The organism is Idiomarina sp. A28L (assembly GCF_000218785.1).
Classification (GTDB): Bacteria; Pseudomonadota; Gammaproteobacteria; order Enterobacterales; family Alteromonadaceae; genus Aliidiomarina.
This window is the reverse complement of the sequence record NZ_AFPO01000007.1, coordinates 213,062-237,528: the sequence shown is the minus strand read 5'-3', so window position 1 is coordinate 237,528 and position 24,467 is coordinate 213,062. Positions and strand designations below refer to the sequence as shown.

The following is a 24,467-nucleotide window of genomic DNA, read 5'->3' as shown; positions in this document are numbered from 1 at the left end:
AAAGGCTTTACCGAGGTTTTCAATGCTCTATAGTTTATATATTACCGAATTCGCTCATATATGAATGGAGCCATTGCATGAGTAAGGAACGAAAAAGCAATATTGCCGACCTTTCAACACCGATATATGGCCTATTTATTCTTGCCATTTTATATACCTTTTATCTGGCGCATGAAGTGGTTTTACCTATCGTTTTGGCGCTATTGGTAACCTTGTTATTTTCGCCCGCAGTTGAAGGTATGTTTAAGCGGTTCGGAATTCCTAAAGCCATTTCTGCATTAGTTTTATTGCTTGGCCTGATTGGCGGCATTATTGGTATTGGCGCGGCCATGAGCGGGCCCATACTGCAATGGGCTGAGCGTGCCCCGGCTACGGTATCAGAGCTCTTTGTCGGCGAAAGCGAAGTTCAGCAACGTATCGAACAACTCACCAGCACCGCCAAGCAGTTAGAAGAACAGTTAAATAGAGAAATGGGCGACGAGGAGGGAGAAACAACGCAAACGGTTGTGTTGCAAACGGAATCTTGGCGCAGCCAGTTAGCGGAAGGGGCCTATCAAACGATTGCCGGTGTAACTTTGGCATTGGCGCTCACCTATTTTCTGCTTGTCAGTGGCGATCGCATGCTGCTAAACCTAGCTGCGCAACTATCGCGCCGCAAAAAGGCGATTATGATGCGCATTGTTCGCAGCGGCCAAGAACAAATAGCGCGCTACTTGGGTGTAATTACCCTCACCAATACGGCAATCGGTGCCGCTATTGGTTTAATTGCTTGGTTGGTGGGCTTGCCCACTCCGTTTGTGTGGGGTGTTGTAGTGGCGCTTACGCGCTTTATTCCATACCTTGGCGTAATGATTGCCTTTACCATGCTCACTATTGTTTCGGTAGCGAGCTTCGATGAGCTTTGGATGATTGCCATCGTGCCTGCAAGCTTCATGATTATTAGCACCTTGGTGGGCTTCTTCCTTGAACCTTATATCCATGGCATGCGCTTAGCGGTAAACCCGGTGATTATTTTTGTCTCCATATTCTTTTGGGGTTGGTTATGGGGCCCCATAGGTGTGTTTATTGCGGTACCGTTGATGACGGTGATCATGGTAATCGTGAGCCATATTCCAAGTATGCAGGGCGTTTACAAAGTGCTCTCGAAATCCGAGCAACTATCGCCACATAGCCCTAAAGCAAAGAAACAAGCACAAGAAGGTTAACGTTATGAGCAATCATGAAAACGATAATCAAAGCTACACAACCACCGGAGCGGCAAGCAAAAGTAAGCGAATTCAATCGCGTATATCAGATGTAGGCGGTATTCCGGTAACCCGTGCGTTGCCCACGAAAGCACAACGCATGATAGGCCCCTGGTGTTTTCTCGATCATGCAGGGCCGGTGCAATTCAGCGAAGATTCTGCTGGTATGCAAGTAGGGCCGCACCCCCATACCTGCTTGCAAACCTTTACTTGGATGTTGGCCGGAACAATATTGCACCGCGATAGCGTAGGCTCAGAGCAAATCATAAAGCCGGGGCAAGTAAATTTAATGACGGCCGGCCACGGCATTAGCCACACCGAATCTTCTCAGTTTACCAAAGGGGAAGCGCGAGAATTACACGCCGCGCAACTTTGGATAGCCCTGCCGGAAGATAAGGCCGATATTGCCCCACGCTTTGATCACTACCCAAACCTCCCAACCTTCACCCAGAAATCGGTGTCTGGCACCGTTTTGATTGGCACCTATGCAGGGCATGAAGCGCCAACTCTATGCTTCTCGCCGATCGTAGGGGTAGATTTTCAATTTATTGAGAATGCGAGCTTAACTTTAGAGCTGGAACGTGGCTTTGAATATGGCGTGCTGGCGCTCGAAGGTGGCTTTGAACTTGGTGATCAATACTATGAGCAAGATGAGCTTTGCGTTCTGTGTTGCGGCTACACCAATCTTACGCTTAATGCCAAAAAAGGCTCACGGATACTCCTCATCGGTGGGGAACCCTTTGCGGAAAACGTTACTATTTGGTGGAACTACGTGGGCCACAGCAAAGAATACATCAGCAAAGCGCAACAAGATTGGCACGCTGAAGCTGAACGTTTTGGGGGTATAGAAACCCCCAATGCACCGCGTATGCTCGGGCCGGAGGTGCCTTGGCGCTAATCAAATTATGAACAATAACCACACGCTTTGCGTAGATCAGAACAGCATTCGTTTTAAGTAACCGAAGGAGTAATTCATGGCAGATAAGCATTCGAATAAACAACCCAAAAAGCTTTTAGCCTTTGCTGGCAGCCTAAGAGCCGGTTCGTTCAACAAGAAGCTCATTACCTGTGTTGTAAAAGAAGCCGAGAAGGCTGGCGCGGAAGTTACCTTACTTGATTTAAATGATTTTCCATTGCCAATCTACAATGGCGATATTGAAGAAGAAGGTATGCCTGCGAAAGTACGTGAGCTACAAAACATTCTAGCGCGCCACGATGGCTTGCTAATCAGCACACCGGAATACAACGGTGCCGTTCCTGCGCTGGTAAAAAACACCCTTGATTGGCTCACCCGTGAGCAAGCCAGTGGTGATTCTGGTATTGAACTATTTAAAGGCAAAGTGGTGGGTATTGTTTCCGCTTCACCGGGCGCATTAGGCGGCTTACGCTCATTGCTGCAGCTACGCGATGAACTGGCAAAACTAAGCCTGTGGGTGGCGCCAGCGCAGTTTGCACTTGGGAAAGCCCACGAGGCCTTCGATGATAATGGCGCATTAAAAGAAGATGCGCACATTAAACAAATCAAGAGCGTTGTGCAGCAAGTTATCGATTTCTAATGTTCTACTTAACCAAAATCTGGCAGGTCTGCTTTTACTGTGGGCTTGCCAGCCTCTATCCACGCATCTAAGCCACCTGCGATTGAGCTTACCTTTATGTATCCCATATCCTGAAGCGCCACTGTAGATAAAGCACCGCGGCCACTCGTTTTGCAATACAGCACAATATGTTTATCGCGATCTTGCAGCTCCGGCGTTCCACTCAGTTTAAATTCAAGCATACCGCGCGGAATATTTATTGCCCCAGCAATATGCCCAGCGCGAAATTCATCCGGCTCGCGCACATCAATCAACACATCTGCTTTTTGTATCTCGCTTGGCGCATCGGTTACCGATACTTCATTGATTTTACTTTTAGCTTCCGCCACTAAATCTAATGCGTTTTTCATTGTCATACCTCGTTTGTTCCGTTACTGAAAGCATAACGTACTCAGTTATATTAGCAACTGTTAATGGAAGGGTGCATTATGTCCTTTGCGTAAACATTGCGCATACATTTCCTTACAATTTCCTACATGAAGTGTTCGAAAACCCAAGCTACATTAAGCTTTATAACTCGTTGCCATTAACTTTTGGGGCCTCGCTTTGAAATCAATCCTATTTTCCTCTTTAGCGGCCGCTATGCTTTTATTTCATGGTTCTCTATTCGCCGTTGAACTGCCCAAGCAAGCGGAAGAGCTGCGCCAAGAAGCGGAAAAAATTCGGAGTAAATCGCCGTGGCTGGCGCAAATATGGCCGGGCTTTTGGCCGGAAAATCAGCCCTTCATAGTATTCAATACTGTTGGTGAAACGTTGCTGTTTACCACCGATGAACCGCTTCCCGGCTACGAGGCTAAGCATAGCAATTATTACTACTATACCGAGCGCCTACCGAATACTACCGACTTTGCATACTTTATTAATTACCCATTACCTAATAATCAATTAGCTACTGCCGTGCGCATTCATGATTTGAACAGCGAGGTAATAGATACGTTGCTGCACGAAGCATTTCATGGTTATCAAAGCCTGCATTTTAATAATTTACATGCCTCTTCATTTTTAGAGCCCAGTTACTTTAGTGAGCCTACGGTTCGAGGTTTGCTGCGCTTTCAGTTTTCTTTAGCGCAAAAAGCGCATGCAGAGCAGGGTGAAGAGCTGGTGAGAGATTGGCTTACCTTTCGAGTTGCGTTTCAGCATGCCATAGCCCCCGAAATTGGCGAGTTATTGGCGAGTTTCGAGCATCTTGAGGGTACCGCGCATTGGGTTGGTATTCAGGCCGCTTACGCTGAACATTCTCGTAACCAGCTGGGCGATTTTCTTCGCCATTTTCAGGCTCGATTTGAAAACAGCAACCATGTTCGCACGTCGGCTTACGCTACGGGCGCTTTTCTTGTAGACATATTAAACGAGTATTCGCCTGATGATTATGATTGGCGCGCTCAGCTCGAAGCAGGCAACACACCGCTTGCGCTTGCTGTAGAGCTATTCGATATTGATCCCGAAACCGCGATGAACGAAATGAATGCGCTTCTCGAACGCCACAACTCAAACTATAGAAATAGACTAATGGCGCTTCCACTCTGATTAAACGTTAACGAACTATCTCTAGCTCTGGTGCATTTTCTTTAAACCAAGCACACACTGCCGGAAGCTGTTCAATAGGAAAGTAATAGCTGGCGCTGATTTTGTTGGTATAGGGGAATGAAATGATACCGTAGCGATTATCGTATTCATCAATCGCTACTTTTCTAACTATGCTGATAGCTACCTGCTCCATACCCACTCGCAGCCGATCTTCTTCGCGGGAGAGTAAGCCCAGCATATCTTTGGTTTTATCGGCAGGTATTTTGTGGCTCATCATTTCTGGAAATAACAAAAAGAGGATCAGTGTCCACATACCTAAATAGCGCAGCATTTCGCTACCGAGCAAAAGGTAGGTAAGGATAACTAAAAGTAATAATACGAGAGCACGGTAACGGCGCGGGAATCTTTTTATGCGGCTAATCATACTGTTTTACCTCTACAGCAACATCAATCGAGCAGGTACGCTATTATTTTCGGCCGCTATTAAACCTCGCTAACCATACTAATGCCACGAATTTTTTGTTTCTAAATGTTGCTTACTTATGGGTAACTTTACCACCGATAATTTTGTACGCGGGGGTGCCTCGAATCATGGTTTCGCGAGCAAATTCTTGTTCACAATGGGGACAATGGCAGGGTGTTGTTGTGAAATCTTCAGTGATGCGTTCAACAAAGCATTTAATGAGCGCGCCTTTCCCACCCTTACGATATTTGAATAGTTTGGTTTTGCAGTTGGCGCAAAAGATGTCCACAGCGCGAGCGGGTAGTTTTTTCCGTGGTTTTGCCATACAAATACAACTAATTTCCCAAAAGGTGCGTAATGGTTGCTTACGTAGTGAGTTACATAGCTCGTTACGTAGTGAGTTACGTAGTGAGCTATGTAATGAACTATATAACGAACTATGTAATGATTGTTTTTAGTTTAACATAAGCGAGGTTCACTATGCCGAATAAGCCCTACACCCCCCAAAAAGTATGGCAGTGGAACCAAGAAAGCGGTGGTAAGTTCGCCAATATTAACCGCCCCATTGCCGGCGCTACGTTTGAAGAAGATTTACAGCAGGGTAAGCATCCGTTTCAACTCTATTCACTCGCTACCCCGAATGGAGTGAAAGTAACGATTCTGCTCGAGGAGCTGCTCGAGGCTGGTTTTAGTGAAGCTGAATACGATGCCTGGTTGGTAAACATTATGGACGGCGAGCAATTTAGCTCTGGCTTTGTTGAAGTAAACCCAAATTCTAAAATTCCAGCGCTACTCGATAACACCACCACGCCACCAACACGCTTATTTGAATCGGGTTCAATCTTGCTTTATTTGGCCGAGAAATTCGGTAAGTTTATTCCAGCAGCACCTGCTCAACGCACAGAGTGTATGAATTGGTTATTCTGGCAAATGGGCAGCGCGCCCTTGTTAGGGGGCGGTTTTGGCCATTTCTACGCCTACGCTCCAGAAAAGTTTGAATACGCAATTGATCGATACACCATGGAAGTTAAGCGCCAGTTAGATGTGCTCGATAAACAGTTAGCCAATAACCGTTTTATCGCTGGTAACGAATACACCATCGCCGATATGGCCATTTGGCCTTGGTATGGCGCCTTAGTTAAGAACGAAGTGTATGAAGCGGCGGAATTTATTGAAGCGCACACCTATAAAAATGTGCTGCGTTGGGCCGATGAAATTGCCGCACGCCCAGCAGTAAAGCGCGGCCGCATAGTGAACCGCGCTTGGGGTGAAGCACACGAGCAGTTACATGAACGCCACGATGCCAGTGATTTTGAGCTACGCACCGAGGATAAGTTAGCGTAACGCCAATAAGCTTATAGGGTTGTTTCCAATTATTATGCGCAATATCTAACCCAGCATGGGAAGTTATTGCGCAATCACTAAACCCGTGTCACTTCAATCCGGTTGGTAAGCTACCATTACTTCATTGCGGCGCATAAATGGTAAGCGCCATGGCGGGTCATACCGAGCCACATGCGGGCTTGCTATCGGGGTTAGCCCATTGGCTTCCATCCAAGTGATTAATTCCGCAGCAATTTGTGCAGTTTTACTCTCTCCGGCAAGGCCTGAAAACGATACTACAGCGTAGTTTGTGGCAGGAACTTGTCGAATATTTACTTGCGGGTTGTTTGGCTTCGGCAGTGTTTCATATGTGTATTCGCTCGGCATAACAAAGTGCACTCGCCAGCGGTTATCTTTCTGTTCCATCGTTACCGGCGAAGTCATGGCTATTTCTTCTGCGGGAGGTTGCATAGTTACCGGTGCCGTCATGGCTATTTCTTGGCCAACGCCCGTAGCCGCTCTATTATTACCAAAAATAAAATCAGCCAGCACCCGGAAGCCTCTGCCAGAAGCTTCATTCATAGAGCCATCTACCCACGTTTCCGCAACTAGCATCGGCTGATATAAGCGCAATTCGATATTGCCGTGCCGATCAAGGACATCATATTTCGGTTCTTCTGTAGCCATCGCCACCCCCGAATTACACACGATTAGAGCAGCCAAAATACTAAATAACGAAAGTTTTTTCACAAGCTATGCCTCAATGTGAATAATAATCATGTTATTACGTATTAAGGCACAAATTAGACCGGTTATTGCGTAGGAAGTGTATGGAGATACAAGATTATATTAACGCTTAATATTCACATCGCCGCTCAGCACCGAATCGAGAGCGGCGAGTGCAAAAAACAGCAGCATTAAGATAAACGCGGTGCCGTGCAGGAATATTTTTATTCCAAGCGAGGCGAAGTTAACATCGATGATAAGCCAGTTCACCAGCTTTAAAATACCGAGTATTAGCAGATATGAGGGTAGCCAAAAGAACAGCGCGAAAAACAACGTAACAGCAACGCCAATGGTTACTAAAAACAAAAGCCCTTTGGCGTAAGAATAAAGCTTCATACTAATAACGTCCTGAGTAATTTATTTTGATTTATTGAACTCTCTTTTCAACATCGGCACTTGAGCAATGACTTAGAAGAGAAATGAAAAATTCTTCGCTATCCTTACCACCGAGGGTTTCCATAATATCTTTTATGTAAATCGGGAATCGGTCTTTTTTCTCCACCAATTCATCATATGTGTACCACGCTAACTCCGTGATTCTTCTAAAAACATCCACTTCCATTAACTGCGCTAAGTATTCATTCGTTAGCCTATCACCGAATGGTCAGTGCTCATTATTCTGAGCATCAAGCTCGAGGGCAGATCGAGAAAGGGGTTTTTAGTATGAGATTTTATTACTATGCCACAAAAAGTGCCGGGTAGTAATAAAGTGTCATACTAAGCGCTGAGTAAACCATTGATTGTTTAATGCCAAGATTTGGCACTGAAGGCCGACGATAATTCGTAACGATAGATTAATTTTTTACCTTGTACTCGTAGAGAAAAAGTGATTTAAATAATTAAAGGACTACAAACATATAAAAAACAAGGAAGATGACATGAAGTTAGCAAGTATCAACTCTCTTATCCTAGCCTTTGGGTTAGCAGCATCGCCTTTCACAACGAATGCGTTTACTTTAAATGAAGATACTAATTCTCATAGCGATGAAGTAATTCAGCTTTCTGTGGATACAAACGGTAATTATCACATCTCGTTTGATGCCACCGAATTAGCAACTTCAACCGCCGCACAAGAGAACCACGACATGGAGTTGCATAGGTCCTCCGTCGTAATGCGAGTGAACGGAATACCCACTACTACTGAAGATCGAATCAATGGTTTCGTTAGTGCCGTTAGATACTTCACAAAAGATAGTCCCCGCAGCTTTTCCCTAACTCCTAGTGGTACAGCCTGAGATTTATCGACATCGTTTATAGTTAAAACCCCGCTCCCTTTGGGAGCATAAACAAGCCTATAAAGTGCACACGGGATTTAAGCCTTACCAGATCTCACCGAGAGAGTATCAGACTTTTAAACTCTTCATTTTAGAGGTTGCAGCTGCATTTCTGTAACGATAAAGCCTAATCTAAGATGAGCGACCCATTGGTATAATCGAAGATTATACGCATTTGCTTTACGCCATCTATGCTTACAGCCCGTGCGATTACCCCTACAGCACCCCGGCCCTCACTAAAGAACACATCGTTCATAAAAAGCTCGATATCATCCCTGTTATGGTATCCTAACTTAGCAAAACACACCCGGTTGTTACACGTAAAGTCTTCCAAATACACATCGTTTTGATTTAACTGCTCAGACTCTTTGAATATATCTTGATATTTCGCTTCGATTTCATGCGAATCAGAATTCCTCTCAATTTCTCTTGCGAATTCAAAAAGTTTATCGAATTCTCGACTCGTCATAAATCTCTCTGCTGTTTTACTGCTTAAACCTTGCGGGAGAGATAATCGTGCAAATTCAACCTCTATTTGGTCACTAATTACCGCCTGCGCTGGACTGTCGACTGAAGAATCCGTGTAGGCCAAATCGGAATCTTGTTCTGCGCCACTGATCGAATTAATTGTATTCTCCGCATGTTGACCGTTTGTATCGATGATGTTATCCGACCTACCTTGCTGAGATTGTGTACTTCCAGATCCGTAGGTGGAATCACTATCGACGTTTGTCAATTGCCCTGATTTGCCGAAAGCAAAATATACTAGCGCAGCTACAAATAGCATTATGCCGATGATAGAAAGATGTTTTGTATTCATGACCGTCCCAAACAATAAATGAAATAGAGAGCGAACTACTTAATCGCTCTTAAAGTGTAGCTGTTAGACTTCGATTTCTCTTCGTCCTCTCTCCACCTCAGCCCACCATCCGCCCATGCTATCCGTAACTTCCACAGGAGGCCCTAAGTCAACGCTACATTGCTCTAAATATTGCGAAAAAAGAGAATAGAATCGATGCAGAACCACTTTTAGATACAGCGTAAGACAGCTATCAAGAAAGGCCTTTAGTATTACTTTATTCTGTGATTTAACATTTCTGTATCTCACAACTAGTGAGTTTTTGTCTTGACCAAAAGTTGGATAAAATTATTGTTTGGTGAGATGAAAAGGGCTCAATTGTGGGTATGTCGAAAGATTCCAGCAAAATTACACTCTCAAACTTGAGCCCTAGTTCACGATTACATAATTAAGCAGTAATCATATACAAGCCGCAGCCCCACAGTTGTTTACCTCTCCAACAGGACCCCAGGTAAAAGAACCTAAATATTTTTCCACTTCTACTGAATTACCACTTACACTATCAACAATACGCACGGTTGAACCATACGGTTGTGAGCCATTAGCATTTTCCCACGTGAGCATATCATTCAGAATATCAAATAGAGCTCTATTGCTTTCCACATCCTCATCTCGGAGAGCCTGACATGAGGCGTTGCATTCTACTTCATTATCGTTAAAGCTATAACTAAACGTGGAATATGAACTAGACGAATTTGCGTTACGCAGAGACAATTGATTATCTAGAAGCCTTTTACCAAGGTGCATGGTTCTATTAAACGATCGATAGAAAGGTGCAAATTTGGCTAAGTCGACATTGGCTTCGTTGGCCAGCATCGCTGTCTCCATTTCGTACCGCTTCCATGTAATCATCATGGATTGATCGGTCATCTCTGAATAGGGTTTAGCATAAAAATCAATTTCCCTTAAAATTTGTTTATCAGATAAAGCATCCAATTCGGGAAGAGTGAGAATCCCAGCTTGATATCTGTGTATAGTGAGAATAGAGCTATTCAATTCAGTGCTGTCCATTCTTAGGACATGCCCGGAAGACCGCACTACTTCATAAATTGGGTTTATTCCTGTTGGCTCAGTCTCAGCTATCCCGTTAAAGCTAATAAAGCATGAAAAAATTGCGAGTGAGACCAATCTTACTGTCGATTTAAGCATTGATAAATTCCTTTTGAGCTTTGGTTCAATATCCAAATTCTGGATAAACGTTACTCGACTTAGTAATGTTAATAAATTTATAACGTACTTCGAAAAAATTAACAACTTGTAAAGTTAACAAGGCAAACTGAGAAGCCCGATAGCTCGTAGACATTTTTTAGCTATTGGTACCTTAATGTGAAAAATGCGGTCCGGTAGCTGATGAGGTTCTTTGAGGAAATCCCGCAAGGATATCTAATAAAAGATGTAATAATTTAATGGATTTGATGATCTATATATAATTCCTGAGCAATGTATTTAAACTCAGATACTAACGAACAAAGTGGTATTTTAATTATTTGAGGTAACTCCTCCATCAGTTCCGAAAACGCTTGAATTGAAAGATGTCACTGATATTTACTTAGTAACATGATTCTCCAGCATTGATGCTCTTAAAGCACCTGCTTGTAGTACATACAGTATAATTCGTTCAAAGTACCTTGTTAGCACTTATTGTGGTGATTGACAATCGATTCCATGTGTTCTTTGGGACACAAAACTGAGTCGCCACTGACTTACTCTGGTAATCTTATAATTAATAGAGTCTCACTTTTACATTGTCGGTGATATTACTAATAAATAGCTCAAGACATTAAATTTCATACTTTAACTGTTATCTGTCAGCTGAATTTTTTCCTTCTCGATAAAGGAAAGACCTCACAGTTCACTGAATTATTTACCGCCAGCTGAGTACGCAAAACAGGTGGCATAAAAACTGAAATCCCATTGAAAATGTGGTGTTATTTCAGGGGAAAGGTCAATTCCAGAAATCGACAAGCCGTCTTTTGACAAAAACATTTATGTTTCTTTCTACGTAAATGAACCTTCAGATATAAGCAAGCAACAGCAAATAGAAGCTAGACATATAGAACTCGAACTATCACTCGGCGAGTTTTTTGGCTTTTTCAAACGCTTTTCAGCAACTCTATCCCTTAAAGGTGCTGTAGAAGGGAAAGGTATCGAGGTTATTGAAAATTAGTATTGGGCGATTAAGAACGGGTTGACCAGTTAACCAACCCGTTCTGCGGAATATGAAGCAGTGAGCAACAATTTTATAAGTTTAATGTAATTTTAAAGACTTTAATGTTTGTTAAGATCTTTAATGTTCGCCCACAAAAATGGCCTTGCGGCCCTTTCATATCATTCCACTGTAACGCTCTTTGCCAAGTTCCGCGGCTGATCCACATCGGTGCCTTTGATTATGGCAACGTAGTAGCTCAATAGCTGGAGCGGCAGGGTGTATACGATGGGCGCTACGATGGCATCTACGTGATCGAGGTTGATTACGCGCATAGTTTCATCGCTTTTGAAGTGGGCATCTTTATCGGCGAATACATACATAATACCGCCGCGTGCCCGCACTTCTTCTACGTTTGATTTCAGTTTCTCGAGTAGCTCGTTATTCGGAGCCACAACAATTACTGGCATTTCCGCATCAATCAACGCTAATGGGCCATGTTTCAATTCACCCGCGGCGTATGCTTCGGCATGAATATAGCTGATTTCTTTTAGCTTTAACGCGCCTTCCATTGCGATTGGATATTGATCGCCACGGCCAAGGAACAAACTATGATCTTTATCGGCAAATTCTTCTGCCAACTCTTCAATTTCATCGGTTATTTTCAACGCTTGCTCAAGCTTGGTTGGCAATGTAGCCAACGCATGGGCAATACGCGCTTCTACCGCTTTATCCATGCCATTGTAGCGGCCTAACGCAGCTACTAGCATAAGTAGGCCCACGAGCTGTGTAGTGAACGCCTTGGTGGACGCCACGCCAATCTCTGCACCCGCACGGGTTTGGAATGCTAAATCAGATTCGCGCACCATTGATGATGTGGCCACATTACAAATAGTTAGGCTTGAGCGATAACCCAACGTTTTCGCTAAGCGCAATGCCGCCAAGGTATCGGCAGTTTCACCTGATTGCGAAATAGTTAGCAATAAACTGCCAGGGAATACGTGCGATTTGCGGTAACGAAACTCTGAGGCAATTTCTACGTTACACGAAACACCGGCATATTCTTCCAACCAATAACGCGCCACCATTCCCGCGTGATAACTGGTTCCACAAGCAATAATTTGAACGTGGCGAATATCTTTAAAAATTTCTGCAGCATTTTCACCAAAGGCTTCAACCAATACCTGATCGGCGGTAACGCGGCCTTCCAAGGTATTGCGTACAGAAATCGGCTGCTCATGAATTTCTTTTAGCATGTAATGGCGATATTCACCTTTACCGCCTGCATCGTATTGCAGATCTGAGGTTACTTGTTCTCGCTCTACCGGCTCGCCCGCACTATCAAATATGCGCACAGAATCACGATCTATCGCGGCAACATCACCTTCTTCGAGGTAAATAAAGTTTCGCGTTACTGGCAGTAGCGCAAGTTGATCTGAGGCAATAAAGTTTTCGCCAATACCAAGGCCAATCACTAATGGGCTACCTGATCTTGCCACCACTAATTCACCTGGGTTGCGTTTATCCATAACCACGGTGCCATAAGCTCCATCGAGTTGCTTCACCGTTGCTTGTAGAGCTGCTAATAAGCTAGCGCCTTGCTTAAGCTCATGGTGCATCAGATGGCAAATCACTTCGGTATCAGTTTGGGAGGTGAACACATAGCCTAAATCTTGTAGCTTTTTGCGTAACTCTTCATGGTTTTCAATAATGCCATTGTGCACAACCGCCAAAGTACCATTGGAAAAATGCGGGTGCGCATTGGCTTCGGTAACGCCACCGTGGGTAGCCCAGCGTGTGTGCGCAATACCGCTAAATCCGTTAATGCCGGTTTCTTCCAACGCATCGGCAAGTGCTTGTACTTTACCTACGCGGCGCACTTGATGCAGGCCGCTATCGTTTAATAAGGCCATTCCTGCAGAATCATAACCACGGTACTCTAAGCGCCGTAACCCTTCTAATAAAATACCCGCTACGCGGCGCTCCGCTGTTGCTCCAACGATTCCACACATGCTTATTCTACTCCCTTTTTGGTTGGGCGTTTCCAACCTGATATATTTCGTTGTTTTGCTCGGCCAACGGCAAGTTCGCCATCAGCAACGTTTACGGTAACCACTGAGCCTGCACCTGTGGTGGCATTCTCGCCAATGCTAACTGGCGCTACCAGTGAGCTGTTTGAACCGATAAATGCACCCGCACCAATTTCTGTTTTGTGCTTATTCACACCATCGTAATTACAAGTAATGGTGCCCGCGCCAATATTGGCATTTGCACCTACACTGGTATCGCCGATATAACTTAAGTGGCCAGCTTTCGCGCCTTCGCCAAGATATGATTTTTTGATTTCTACAAAGTTCCCAACTGCGGCACCTTTAGCAAGTTCAGTGCCAGGGCGTAACCGCGCAAACGGCCCAACTTGGGCATTTTCACCTACCCGCGCGCCTTCTAATACGGAATTTGCTTTAATGCGCGCACCGGCGCCAATTTGGCTATCACGAATCACACAATTCGGTTCAATTACCGCGCCATCGCCAATGCTCACATTGCCTTCAAGCACCACGTTTATATCGATTACTACATCTTCACCTACACTCACATTGCCGCGCACATCAATGCGGGCTGGATCGAGCAGGGTAGCACCAGCAATCATTAATTCTTCTGCTTTACGTTGCTGATAAGCGCGTTCGAGGGCGGCTAATTGCACTCGGTTATTTGCGCCTTCAACTTCAGCGATTTCAGTGGGCTGGCTGCTGGCAATATGCACGCCTTCGGAAGCGGCCATTGCAACGATATCGGTGAGGTAATATTCGCCTTGCACATTGTTGTTATCAAGTTGGCTTAACCAACGTTTTAGCGCTTTGCCATCGGCGGCCATCATGCCGGTATTTACTTCGGTAATTGCGCGCTGGTGTTCATTGGCATCTTTATGCTCAACAATGCCGGTAATTTTGCCTTGGTTATCGCGCACGATTCGGCCATATCCGCTTGGATCCGGCAAAGTAACCGTAAGCAACGCAAGCGCGTTATCCGCTTTGGCAGCAAGTAAATTCTGTAAGGTTTCCGGGCGGGTAAGGGGTACATCGCCGTAAAGAATAAGTACGGTATCGTTATCGCTAATATTCGGAATCGTTTGTTGCACTGCATGGCCTGTGCCTAGTTGTTCAGCCTGCTCAACCCAAGTAACACCTTGTTGTTCGGAAAATTCAGCCAAGTGCGCCTGTAGCTGTTCGGCCCCGTGGCCATAAACAAGCTGTAACTGCTGCGCACCAACCAGCAGAGCGGTATCGAGAACATGTTGCACCATTGGCTTTTGCGCAACGGGATGCAGCACCTTCGGTAAATTAGAGCGCATTCTTGTGCCTTTTCCGGCGGCAAGCACTACAACATTAAGAACAGGTGAGGGCATTTGGCCTTTCCTTGCTATTTATTTGGTTTCTTACATCAATGTAGCGGTTATTCTATCAGTGTTTTCATCATGCTTAAATCATCATCTTACTGGCAATAAAAAACCCGGCAGAAGCCGGGTTTTTCTGATCAGTTGATCGCCTTTGCGAACCTGTTACTTGCCTTTGCGTTTCCGCAATTGTTGCAATACTCGCAACTGGGCAATTGCACGAGATAGTTCGGCAGCTGCTTCAGCGTAAGATAAATCTGGAGAAGAATGCGCCAGAGCTTCACGTGCATCTTTGATCGCTTTCTCTGTTGCTGCTTCATCCAAATCGCCACCACGCACTGCTGTGTCTGATAACACAGTAATGGTTTCTGGCTGAACTTCCATTACACCGCCTGCGATGTAAAAAAGCTCTTCCTCACCTTCTTCAGTAACTACGCGAACCATGCCAGGTTTCAAGGCGGTCAGCAATGGAGTGTGGCCAGGCAAAATACCAAGCTCACCCTCACTACCTGTCACCTGGATAGAGCGAATATTGCCGGAGAACAAACGATCTTCAGCGCTTACTACGTCCAGATGTACTGTGGATACCGCCATTACAAACCTCCCGTTCGATTACATTTTGTTGGCTTTCTCGACCGCTTCGTCGATAGTACCAACCATGTAGAACGCCTGCTCAGGCAAGCTATCGTAATCGCCTTCCAGGATGCCTTTAAATCCAGCAATGGTATCTTTCAACGATACATACTTACCAGGCGCACCGGTAAATACTTCCGCTACGAAGAACGGCTGTGATAAGAAACGCTGAATTTTACGAGCACGGGCAACAACACGCTTATCTTCTTCAGATAATTCGTCCATACCCAAGATTGCAATGATATCTTTCAATTCTTTGTAACGCTGAAGAACTGATTGTACACCACGTGCAGTATCATAATGCTCATGACCAATTACTTGCGGGTCTAACTGGCGCGATGTTGAATCCAATGGATCAACCGCAGGGTAAATACCCAATGACGCGATATCACGCGACAATACAACCGTTGCATCTAAGTGAGCAAAGGTAGTTGCTGGTGATGGATCGGTTAAGTCATCCGCAGGTACGTATACCGCTTGAATTGATGTAATTGAACCGTTCTTAGTTGAAGTAATACGCTCTTGCAGTACACCCATCTCTTCAGCAAGAGTAGGCTGATAACCTACTGCTGATGGCATACGGCCTAGAAGTGCTGATACTTCGGTACCGGCTAGGGTATAACGATAGATGTTATCTACGAAGAATAGTACATCACGGCCTTCATCACGGAATTTCTCAGCGATAGTTAAGCCCGTTAGTGCTACACGTAAACGGTTTCCAGGAGGCTCGTTCATCTGGCCGTAAACCAACGCTACTTTATCAAGTACGTTAGAATCCTTCATCTCGTGGTAGAAATCGTTACCTTCACGAGTACGCTCACCAACACCTGCGAATACTGAGTAGCCGCTGTGCTCGATTGCGATATTCCGGATGAGCTCCATCATGTTAACTGTTTTGCCAACACCCGCACCACCGAACAAACCTACTTTACCACCTTTCGCGAATGGACAAATTAGATCGATTACTTTGATACCGGTTTCAAGCAATTCAACAGAGCTTGATTGGTCTTCGTAAGAAGGCGCTTCACGGTGAATAGACATACGCTCTTCTTCACCGATATCACCTGCTTCGTCGATAGGCTCACCAAGAACGTTCATAATACGCCCTAGTGTTGCCTTACCAACTGGAACCATTATTGATTCACCTGTATTTTCAACACTCAAGCCGCGACGTAAACCGTCGGTAGTACCGAGTGCAATCGTACGAACAACACCACCACCAAGCTGTTGCTGAACTTCCAGGGTTAACCCTTTCAGATCGCCTTCAGCGATGCGGAGTGCGTCGTAGATCTTTGGAACGTCAGTTTGTGGAAATTCGATATCCACAACTGCGCCAATGATTTGGACGACCTTACCTTGACTCATGACTTATCCTCTAACTCTGCAAAATCTTTCTGACCTGTTGCCTTAAACGGCACCGGCACCCGAAACAATTTCGGAAATCTCTTGAGTGATCGCTGCTTGACGCGCTTTGTTGTATACCAACTGAAGCTCATCAATAAGATCACCTGCGTTATCCGTTGCCGCTTTCATAGCGACCATTCGGGCTGCCTGCTCGCTGGCGAGGTTTTCAACAACGCCTTGATACACCTGGCTTTCAATAAACCGACGCAACAACGTGTCCAGAATAGACTTGGCATCCGGTTCATACAGATAGTCCCATGCGTGTTCGCGCTTGGCAGTCTCTGATTTTGGCAACGGCAACAATTGGTTGATCACTGGCTCTTGGGTCATGGTGTTTACAAACTTGTTGTACACCAAGTAGATTCGATCAAGCTCACCTTCTTCGAAGGCTTTAAGCATGACAGAAACTGTACCTATTACATCAGCAACTTTAGGCCGATCGCCAAGCCCTGATGATTGAGACAGAATGCTTCCCGATAACCGTTTAAAAAAGCTTGACGCTTTACTGCCCACAGCAGCGAAGCTGACTTCAACATCTTTTTCTTGCCACTCTTGAACATCACGAACAACCTTACGGAATTCGTTACTGTTCAAACCGCCACACAAACCACGGTCGGTAGAAACGATGATGTAACCAACGCGCTTAACCTCACGATCTTCCAACCAGTTATGGCGGTATTCGAGGTTACCTTGGGCAATATGGCCGATCACTTTGCGAATGGACTCAGCGTACGGACGGCTTAATGCCATCTGTTCCTGCGCCCGTTTCATCTTCGACGCAGCGACCATCTCCATTGCGCTGGTGATCTTCTGAGTATTATTAATACTCCCGATCTGAGTTTTAATCTCTTTACCAACGGCCATGATTAATCTCCCGCGTTACAACGACTGAAGGCCGCAGTTACCTGCGGCCTATGAATTACCAACTTTGAGTTGATTTAAACGTTTCGAGGCCTGATTTAAGCTCAGCTTCGATATCGCCGTTGTAGTCGCCTGTTTCATTAATTTTCGCCATAAGGTCTGCATGCTCACTGTTGAAGTAAGAAAGCAGTGCTTTTTCAAAGTCTTGAATCTTATCGATTGCAACACCTTTCAAGAAGCCCTTTTCAGCTGCGAAGATAGATACACCCATATCCGCAACACTCATTGGCGCGTATTGATCTTGTTTCATTAACTCGGTTACCGCCTGGCCGTGCTCTAACTGCGAGCGCGTAGCTTCATCGAGATCAGATGCGAACTGAGCAAATGCTGCCAATTCACGATACTGAGCCAATGCTAAACGGATACCACCACCAAGTTTCTTGATGATTTTAGTTTGCGCTGCACCACCTACCCGAGATACTGAGATACCTGCGTTAACCGCTGGGCGAATACCCGCGTTAAACAAATCAGTTTCAAGGAAGATCTGACCATCAGTAATCGAGATTACGTTGGTTGGTACGAAAGCAGAAACGTCACCAGCTTGGGTTTCAATGATTGGCAATGCGGTTAGTGAACCGGTTTTGCCTTTCACTTCACCGTTGGTGAACTTCTCTACGTAATCAGCGTTTACGCGAGCAGCACGCTCTAGTAAGCGCGAGTGCAAATAGAAAACGTCACCAGGGAACGCTTCACGGCCTGGCGGACGACGAAGCAACAATGAGATCTGGCGATAAGCAACTGCTTGCTTAGAAAGATCATCATATACGATAAGCGCATCTTCACCGCGATCGCGGAAGTATTCACCCATAGTACAACCAGCGTATGCTGATAAGTACTGTAACGCCGCAGATTCTGAAGCAGATGCCGCAACAATGATGGTATGAGCAAGCGCATCATGTTCTTCTAATTTACGAACTACGTTCGCAATGGTAGAAGCTTTCTGACCGATAGCTACATACACACATTTAATGCCGGTATTTTTTTGATTGATGATCGCATCAATCGCCATTGCTGTTTTACCAGTTTGGCGATCACCGATAACTAGCTCACGCTGGCCACGGCCGATTGGGATCATAGCATCAATTGATTTGTAACCAGTTTGAACTGGTTGATCAACTGATTGGCGTTCAATTACGCCTGGTGCAATTTTCTCTACTGGCTCATAGCCATCAGCGTCGATTGCGCCTTTACCGTCTATTGGCATACCTAGCGTGTTAACAACACGGCCTAAAAGGGCGCGGCCAACAGGTACTTCCAAAATACGTCCGGTAGATTTAACTTTAGTGCCTTCTTGTAAGTCCTCGTAAGGACCCATAACTACCGCACCTACTGAGTCGCGCTCAAGGTTCAATGCGATAGCAAAGCGATTGCCAGGTAGCTCGATCATTTCGCCCTGCATACAATCAGCCAAACCAGTTACCCGGATGATGCCGTCTGTTACAGAGGTAATAGTACCTTCATTACGAGCTTCACTAACAACTTCGAACTTCTCAATTCGTTTCTTGATAAGTTCAGCAATTTCATTTGAATTCAGTTGCATGCTCTCGTCCCCGATTATGATTGCAGTGATTGTGCAAGCCGTGAAAGCTTGCTCTTCAGTGTTCCGTCGATAACCAGATCACCGGCTTGAATCAACAGACCGCCCACAACAGACGGGTCTACACTGCAATTGAGCTTAATTTTACGTGCGAGACGTTTTTCCAACGTTGCGCTTAACTTTGCCTTTTCAGCATCGTTTAGAGCTACAGCAGAAGTAACTTCTACCGTTATCTCTTTTTCGTGCTCTGCACGTAACTCAGCAAAAAGCCGAGCTACTTCAGGAAGCGCCGATAAGCGTTCGTTATCTGCCATTACCTTAATAAGGTTTTGGCCATTCTCATTGAGCTGTTCACCACAAACACCAACAAATACTGTAGTTACGTGTTCGCGGCTGTTAGCACTTTTCAGAAAAGTGCGGATGTCCTCTTGAGTTGCTACCGCAGCAGCAAACTCCAACATTTCGTGCCAGTTCTGAATCGCACCCTGCTCAACAGCAAAATTAAAAGCTGCTTTAGCATAGGGGCGAGCAACCGTAGTAAATTCGGACATGTGCTCAACCCCCTTGATTACAATTCAGCGACAAGTTTTTCAACAATGTCGCTTTGCTTCTGCGCGTCGATTTCCCGCTCAAGAATTTTCTCGGCACCAGCAATCGCTAAGATGGCTAGTTGCTTACGAAGCTCTTCACGAACGCGGTTACGCTCAGTTTCCACTTCGGTATGACCAGAAGCGATAATTTTCTCACGCTCTGCATGCCCACGTTGAGTTTCTTCTTCAACCAATTGAGTAGCCCGTTTCTTGGCTTGGTCGATAAGTTCAGCTGCTTTAATTTTCGCGGCTTTTAACTCTTCATCGGCTTGCGAGCGCGCTTGCTCTAGATCTTTCTCTGCGAGCTCTGATGCCTCTAGACCGGAAGCAATTTTCTGCTGACGTTCTTCGATAGCATTAATCAGAGGTGGCCACACGTACTTCATACAGAAAAGTACGAAAACCACGAACGCGATCAAAAGGCCTAGTAGAGTTGCGTTGATATCCACAACGGATCTCCTCTAAGTTGGTGACCGTCGAGTTTCAATTAGCCTAATAAGCCAACAAATGGGTTTGCAAATACGAAGAACAGAGAAACACCAACGCCGATCATAGAGATCGCATCGATAAGACCTGCCAAAATAAACATCTTCGTTTGTAACTGTGAAGCCATTTCAGGCTGACGCGCTGTTGCTTCTAGGAATTTACCACCCATGATTGCGAAACCAATCGCAGTACCAAGAGCTGCTAAACCGATGATGATAGCTACGGCTAAGATTGTAAACGAAACTACAGTTTCCATTGTGTTCTCCAGTTTTTCAGATAGTTAAAGTTAAAAGTAAAGTAAAAATAAAAGTGTAAACAAACCAAGTTTTAAATGAGCCTAATCCTTAGGCCCGAATTCTGTTAGTGCTTCTCACTCGCCATGCTCAGGTAAACGATGGTAAGCATCATAAAGATGAATGCTTGCAACACGATAACGAGTATGTGGAACACTGCCCATGCAAAGTGAAGCGGCAACTGCCACAACCCAATCATCGCAATCAGAATGAATATCAGCTCACCTGCATAGAGGTTACCGAACAAACGTAACGACAACGAAATTGGTTTTGCAATCAAGGTTACTAATTCCAACACTAAGTTGAATGGAATCAGTGCCCAGTGATTGAACGGGTTCATGGTCAGCTCTTTAATAAAGCCGCCAAGCCCTTTGTGCTTCACTGAATAGAAGATAATAAGTAAGAACACACCAATCGCTAATGCTAATGTGGTGTTTAAATCGGTAGTAGGAGCAGCCTTCATGTAGCTCCATGGATGGTCCATGGCACGCTCAAAAATACCTGCATCTTCGCCTACGTAGCCTTTAGCTGCACTACCTGCAAAGGTTAGGCCGATTAAACCAGCCGCTACAGGAATGAAATCTACCGGAATCAGTTTCATGGCATTCATTAAGAATACCCAAACGAAAATCGTTAATGCTAAAGGAGCAATAAGGCGGCTTTTCGCATGAAAAGTTTCTTTCACTGAGGTATCGACAAACTCAATAATCATTTCAATGAAACACTGAAGTTTACCCGGCACGCCCGATGTTGCTTTTTTGCCAACATAAGCAAAAAGGCTAATAAAAAATATACCTAAAACAATAGCAACACCTAGAGAATCTACGTTGAAGGTCCAAAAACCGGAGCCTACTTGTAGAGGATCTAAATGGTGCGAAATGTACTCGGTAGGAGTCATATTTCCGTTTGCAGCCATGATTAATAACCCAATTTAGTTAGATTTAAAATGTAAAATCGGTGCTAGCCAGTGCGTGATAGTGATAGCTATAAATACGGCAAAAAGAGGAAACCAAGGGCCGTTTAAAAAAACAAATGCAATCACAAACAAACATAAAGTGAGGGCCATTTTTGCTGCCTCACCGGCATAAAAATTATTCACCACTTGTGGTGCTGCGCGGGCGCCTCCGTGTCGGAAAGCGATCGCGGCGAATGCTATATTTGGAACCAAGCCGATAACTGCGCCAGCAATTGCTGTTGGCAACGCTTGAATTCCCATAAATAGGCCGAAAAGCACGATTAAAATGGCGGCAATAAGCGCCTGCAACTGTAGTAATCGAACTGCTAATCGGCGGCCACCATGCATCATACTTCTGCTATTACGGCTGGCCATGTTAGTTACCTATTAGTCGAATTTTTTTGTTCTTACTGTGCCAATCAAAGACATCAGTAACTATGTTTTGTAGCTTAGATGTTATATTCACACCTAATTTGTATATTTTTTCGACAAAAAAAGCATTTAAACCGATACCCGATAAATGCTGCGCAGATTATAAAGTTTTCGGATGAAAATGCAACTGAAGTACATCTTGCTAGTACATATGTTAAATAACGACACTCTAGTTATAAAACTGCATCAGAGCTTTTGCTGCTGCAACAACCTTTTATTTACAGCCTTTCACTTAATGTGGGCTAAAATACCATCGAGCTCGTCAAGCGATGAATAATTGATCACCAGCTTTCCTTTGCCTTTGCGATTGTGGCTTATCGCAACCTTCGCGCCTAGGCGTTCACTTAACGAATTTTCAAGTTGTTGCACATCGGCATCAGGCTTTTTCTCTTCCGGCTTGCTGGGGTTTAGGGCTTTATTCACTAAACGCTCAGATTCCCGAACTGTCATTGCTTTTGCACTAATAATACGAGCAAGCTCGCTTTGCAGTTCGCCTTCTACACCAAGCAACACCTTTGCGTGGCCAAGCTCAATATCGCCGCGCTCGAGTAGAATTTTCACATCGCCATTCAACTGCATTAAGCGCAGTAAATTGGCAACAGTTGTGCGTGATTTACCTACCGCATCGGCCACGTTTTGCTGGGTAAGCTCAAACTCTTCCTGCAAGCGGAATAGCGCCATGGCTTCTTCCATAGCATTGAGATCTTCACGTTGAATATTTTCAATCAGAGCAATGGCAACGGCTGCTTCATCGGGTACATCTTTGATAATGCACGGTACCGTATCGAGCTGCGCAAGTTGGGCTGCGCGCCAGCGGCGCTCACCAGCAATAATTTCGAAGCTATTTTCACCTAGAGGCCGCACCACTATTGGCTGAATAATGCCTTGTGCTTTTACTGAGTTGGCGAGATCTTCCAACGCTTCTGGTGCCATATCTTTACGTGGCTGATATTTACCTGGGCGCAAAAATTCCACCGGTAACTTACGTAACTCACCTTTATCTAAGCTGAGTTGAGTTTCTTCAGTTTGCGCTTGGTGCCTTGCTGCCGCATTTGCACTGTTGGTGAGTAGGGCATCTAAGCCGCGTCCTAATCCACGTTTCTTTGCTGACATGGTTATGCTTCCTTCTGCGCTTTCGCCGCTAACTCAGCCCGGCGAATTACTTCTCCCGCAAGTGCTAAATAGGCTTTTGAGCCGGTAGACGATTTATCATAATACATAATCGGGGTGCCAAAACTTGGGGCTTCTGCCAATCGCACGTTTCTTGGAATCACGGTACGGTACACTTTCTCACCAAAATGGCTTTTTAATTGCTCAGAAACATCGATTGAAAGCCTAATATGGGAGGTGTACATGGTGCGCAACAAACCTTCGATATATAACCCCGGGTTAACTACGGATGCCAATTGCTCAATGGTATCCATTAGCGCGGTTAACCCTTCAAGCGCATAGTATTCGCACTGCATGGGTACTAACACTGAATCAGCAGCAGCCATTGCGTTAACGGTAAGTAAATTCAGTGAAGGTGGGCAATCGATGAAAATGAAATCGTAGTAATCGCGAACTGGTTCTAGCGCTCGGCGCAACCTAGTTTCACGGGCAAATACTTCCATTAATTTAATTTCGGCGGCGGTTAAATCGCCATTTGCTGCCAACAAGTGATAACCACCGCTGGTTTCGGTTTGAATTACATTTGCAGCGGTTTTTTCATCAACCAATAAATCATACATGGTTGCCGGTACATCGTATTTATCAACACCGCTTGCCATGGTGGCATTGCCTTGCGGATCGAGATCTATCAGCAATACTTTACGCCGGGTAGCCGCCATTGATGCCGCTAAGTTCACAGCTGTGGTAGTTTTTCCTACGCCACCTTTTTGATTAGCAATTGCAATAACTTTACCCACGAATTTTCCTCGGCTTATTTTATTATTCTTGGCGAATATCAACTACGTGGCGTGCGGCATCTAATTCAGGAACGAATAACTTATGAATGCCATGAATCTTGTATGGTGCCACAACCGTTGATAATTCTTCTTCTGTAGGTTGGCCTTTCAGGGCGATAAAACGGCCCGAAGCTGAAGGCAAATGATGACACCAGCTCAACATATCTGCAAGTGATGCGAATGCTCGGCTTACAACCGTATCAAAACCGCCGATTTCAGCAGGTGGCTGATAATCTTGTACCCGCGCTAACACCGGCGTTACGTTGGTTAATTTTAATTCATGAATAATTTGGCGAATAAAGGTAACGCGCTTACCTAAGCTATCAAGCAACACAAAATGCTTATCGGGGTTACAAATTGCCAACGGCAAACCAGGTAACCCAGGGCCAGTGCCCACATCAATAATATGTTTTCCATGTAAATAGGGGCTAATCACTACACTATCGAGAATATGCCTGATTAACATTTCGGCCGGATCTCGCACCGACGTAAGATTATAAGCCTTATTCCATTTATGAAGCAGTTCCAATAGTTGCATGAGCTGCTGCTCTTGGCTTGAAGTAACCGTTAATTCTGTAGTGGCTAATAATTCGTGCAAACGCTTTGTTAATTGTGCTTCTGGGAACGGGGCAGCCTTACTCATGAACGTGCAATCCTTG

At 45.0% G+C, this 24,467-nt stretch carries 28 protein-coding genes; 6 read left to right on the top strand and 22 right to left on the bottom strand.

Annotated features, from left to right (window positions below; all coding sequences use genetic code 11):
• The first annotated feature begins 77 nt into the window (after window positions 1-77).
• From A28LD_RS02905 to A28LD_RS02895, 3 genes are all read left to right on the top strand, one after another.
• Window positions 78-1,205 carry an AI-2E family transporter gene (locus tag A28LD_RS02905; RefSeq protein WP_007419566.1) on the top strand — a complete coding sequence of 376 codons (1,128 nt, stop codon included), beginning with the start codon at window positions 78-80 and terminating at the stop codon, window positions 1,203-1,205.
• Window positions 1,206-1,209: 4 nt separating this feature from the next.
• On the top strand, window positions 1,210-2,142 hold the full coding sequence (locus tag A28LD_RS02900) for a pirin family protein (protein WP_007419565.1): 933 nt from the start codon (window positions 1,210-1,212) through the stop codon (window positions 2,140-2,142).
• A gap of 76 nt (window positions 2,143-2,218) precedes the next feature.
• Complete coding sequence (locus A28LD_RS02895; RefSeq protein ID WP_007419564.1) at window positions 2,219-2,800, top strand: NADPH-dependent FMN reductase; 582 nt, start codon at window positions 2,219-2,221, stop codon at window positions 2,798-2,800.
• Between the two features lie 8 nt (window positions 2,801-2,808).
• Here A28LD_RS02895 and A28LD_RS02890 read toward each other — a convergent pair whose 3' ends face one another.
• Entirely contained in the window at window positions 2,809-3,189 is a 381-nt protein-coding gene (locus tag A28LD_RS02890; protein ID WP_007419563.1) for a rhodanese-like domain-containing protein, read from the bottom strand.
• A gap of 196 nt (window positions 3,190-3,385) precedes the next feature.
• Between A28LD_RS02890 and A28LD_RS02885 the strand changes: the two genes are divergently transcribed.
• The gene (locus tag A28LD_RS02885) at window positions 3,386-4,366 is read left to right on the top strand and encodes a hypothetical protein (RefSeq protein ID WP_139043500.1); all 981 of its coding nucleotides are present in this window, start codon (window positions 3,386-3,388) and stop codon (window positions 4,364-4,366) included.
• A gap of 7 nt (window positions 4,367-4,373) precedes the next feature.
• On the opposite strand, the gene A28LD_RS02880 is transcribed toward A28LD_RS02885, so the two are convergent.
• Window positions 4,374-4,790: a hypothetical protein gene (locus A28LD_RS02880; protein WP_007419561.1), complete on the bottom strand. Its 417-nt coding sequence runs from the start codon at window positions 4,788-4,790 to the stop codon at window positions 4,374-4,376.
• 112 nt (window positions 4,791-4,902) lie between these two features.
• Window positions 4,903-5,154: a hypothetical protein gene (locus A28LD_RS12355; RefSeq protein WP_083824765.1), complete on the bottom strand. Its 252-nt coding sequence runs from the start codon at window positions 5,152-5,154 to the stop codon at window positions 4,903-4,905.
• Between the two features lie 155 nt (window positions 5,155-5,309).
• On the opposite strand from A28LD_RS12355, the gene yghU reads away from it, so the two are divergent.
• The gene (gene yghU / locus A28LD_RS02875; RefSeq protein ID WP_007419559.1) at window positions 5,310-6,173 is read left to right on the top strand and encodes a glutathione-dependent disulfide-bond oxidoreductase; all 864 of its coding nucleotides are present in this window, start codon (window positions 5,310-5,312) and stop codon (window positions 6,171-6,173) included.
• Between the two features lie 93 nt (window positions 6,174-6,266).
• On the opposite strand, the gene A28LD_RS02870 is transcribed toward yghU, so the two are convergent.
• From A28LD_RS02870 to A28LD_RS02860, 3 genes are all read right to left on the bottom strand, one after another.
• On the bottom strand, window positions 6,267-6,902 hold the full coding sequence (locus tag A28LD_RS02870; RefSeq protein ID WP_007419558.1) for an SOUL family heme-binding protein: 636 nt from the start codon (window positions 6,900-6,902) through the stop codon (window positions 6,267-6,269).
• Window positions 6,903-7,001: 99 nt separating this feature from the next.
• A complete protein-coding gene (locus A28LD_RS02865) occupies window positions 7,002-7,274 on the bottom strand; it encodes a hypothetical protein (RefSeq protein WP_007419557.1) in 273 nt (90 codons plus the stop codon).
• 31 nt (window positions 7,275-7,305) lie between these two features.
• A complete protein-coding gene (locus A28LD_RS02860) occupies window positions 7,306-7,500 on the bottom strand; it encodes a hypothetical protein (protein ID WP_040486898.1) in 195 nt (64 codons plus the stop codon).
• A gap of 316 nt (window positions 7,501-7,816) precedes the next feature.
• Between A28LD_RS02860 and A28LD_RS02855 the strand changes: the two genes are divergently transcribed.
• Window positions 7,817-8,173, top strand: a complete 357-nt coding sequence (locus A28LD_RS02855) for a hypothetical protein (protein ID WP_007419556.1) — start codon at window positions 7,817-7,819, stop codon at window positions 8,171-8,173.
• A gap of 166 nt (window positions 8,174-8,339) precedes the next feature.
• Here the strand turns inward: A28LD_RS02855 and A28LD_RS02850 are convergent, their stop codons facing one another.
• The 16 genes from A28LD_RS02850 to rsmG form a co-directional block, all read right to left on the bottom strand.
• Window positions 8,340-9,032: a hypothetical protein gene (locus A28LD_RS02850; protein ID WP_007419555.1), complete on the bottom strand. Its 693-nt coding sequence runs from the start codon at window positions 9,030-9,032 to the stop codon at window positions 8,340-8,342.
• A gap of 438 nt (window positions 9,033-9,470) precedes the next feature.
• Window positions 9,471-10,220: a hypothetical protein gene (locus A28LD_RS02845; protein ID WP_007419554.1), complete on the bottom strand. Its 750-nt coding sequence runs from the start codon at window positions 10,218-10,220 to the stop codon at window positions 9,471-9,473.
• A 1,179-nt stretch (window positions 10,221-11,399) separates the two neighbouring features.
• Window positions 11,400-13,229, bottom strand: a complete 1,830-nt coding sequence (gene glmS / locus A28LD_RS02840) for a glutamine--fructose-6-phosphate transaminase (isomerizing) (protein ID WP_007419553.1) — start codon at window positions 13,227-13,229, stop codon at window positions 11,400-11,402.
• A 2-nt stretch (window positions 13,230-13,231) separates the two neighbouring features.
• Window positions 13,232-14,623, bottom strand: coding sequence for a bifunctional UDP-N-acetylglucosamine diphosphorylase/glucosamine-1-phosphate N-acetyltransferase GlmU (gene glmU, locus A28LD_RS02835; RefSeq protein ID WP_007419552.1), 1,392 nt, complete (start codon window positions 14,621-14,623; stop codon window positions 13,232-13,234).
• 153 nt (window positions 14,624-14,776) lie between these two features.
• Window positions 14,777-15,205 (bottom strand): F0F1 ATP synthase subunit epsilon, encoded by a 429-nt coding sequence (locus A28LD_RS02825; protein WP_007419551.1) that lies wholly within the window; start codon window positions 15,203-15,205, stop codon window positions 14,777-14,779.
• An 18-nt stretch (window positions 15,206-15,223) separates the two neighbouring features.
• Window positions 15,224-16,609: a F0F1 ATP synthase subunit beta gene (atpD, locus tag A28LD_RS02820; protein ID WP_007419550.1), complete on the bottom strand. Its 1,386-nt coding sequence runs from the start codon at window positions 16,607-16,609 to the stop codon at window positions 15,224-15,226.
• 42 nt (window positions 16,610-16,651) lie between these two features.
• The gene (gene atpG / locus A28LD_RS02815) at window positions 16,652-17,512 is read right to left on the bottom strand and encodes a F0F1 ATP synthase subunit gamma (protein WP_007419549.1); all 861 of its coding nucleotides are present in this window, start codon (window positions 17,510-17,512) and stop codon (window positions 16,652-16,654) included.
• 55 nt (window positions 17,513-17,567) lie between these two features.
• Window positions 17,568-19,109 carry a F0F1 ATP synthase subunit alpha gene (gene atpA, locus A28LD_RS02810; RefSeq protein WP_007419548.1) on the bottom strand — a complete coding sequence of 514 codons (1,542 nt, stop codon included), beginning with the start codon at window positions 19,107-19,109 and terminating at the stop codon, window positions 17,568-17,570.
• A 14-nt stretch (window positions 19,110-19,123) separates the two neighbouring features.
• On the bottom strand, window positions 19,124-19,657 hold the full coding sequence (atpH, locus tag A28LD_RS02805) for a F0F1 ATP synthase subunit delta (protein WP_007419547.1): 534 nt from the start codon (window positions 19,655-19,657) through the stop codon (window positions 19,124-19,126).
• A 17-nt stretch (window positions 19,658-19,674) separates the two neighbouring features.
• A complete protein-coding gene (gene atpF / locus A28LD_RS02800) occupies window positions 19,675-20,145 on the bottom strand; it encodes a F0F1 ATP synthase subunit B (protein WP_007419546.1) in 471 nt (156 codons plus the stop codon).
• A gap of 38 nt (window positions 20,146-20,183) precedes the next feature.
• Entirely contained in the window at window positions 20,184-20,438 is a 255-nt protein-coding gene (atpE, locus tag A28LD_RS02795; protein WP_007419545.1) for a F0F1 ATP synthase subunit C, read from the bottom strand.
• Between the two features lie 104 nt (window positions 20,439-20,542).
• Window positions 20,543-21,391, bottom strand: a complete 849-nt coding sequence (gene atpB / locus A28LD_RS02790; RefSeq protein WP_007419544.1) for a F0F1 ATP synthase subunit A — start codon at window positions 21,389-21,391, stop codon at window positions 20,543-20,545.
• 15 nt (window positions 21,392-21,406) lie between these two features.
• Window positions 21,407-21,805 carry an ATP synthase subunit I gene (locus A28LD_RS02785; RefSeq protein WP_007419543.1) on the bottom strand — a complete coding sequence of 133 codons (399 nt, stop codon included), beginning with the start codon at window positions 21,803-21,805 and terminating at the stop codon, window positions 21,407-21,409.
• Window positions 21,806-22,090: 285 nt separating this feature from the next.
• On the bottom strand, window positions 22,091-22,975 hold the full coding sequence (locus A28LD_RS02780; protein WP_007419542.1) for a ParB/RepB/Spo0J family partition protein: 885 nt from the start codon (window positions 22,973-22,975) through the stop codon (window positions 22,091-22,093).
• Between the two features lie 2 nt (window positions 22,976-22,977).
• Window positions 22,978-23,769, bottom strand: a complete 792-nt coding sequence (locus A28LD_RS02775) for a ParA family protein (protein WP_007419541.1) — start codon at window positions 23,767-23,769, stop codon at window positions 22,978-22,980.
• Window positions 23,770-23,791: 22 nt separating this feature from the next.
• On the bottom strand, window positions 23,792-24,451 hold the full coding sequence (rsmG, locus tag A28LD_RS02770; protein WP_007419540.1) for a 16S rRNA (guanine(527)-N(7))-methyltransferase RsmG: 660 nt from the start codon (window positions 24,449-24,451) through the stop codon (window positions 23,792-23,794).
• Window positions 24,452-24,467: the final 16 nt, after the last annotated feature.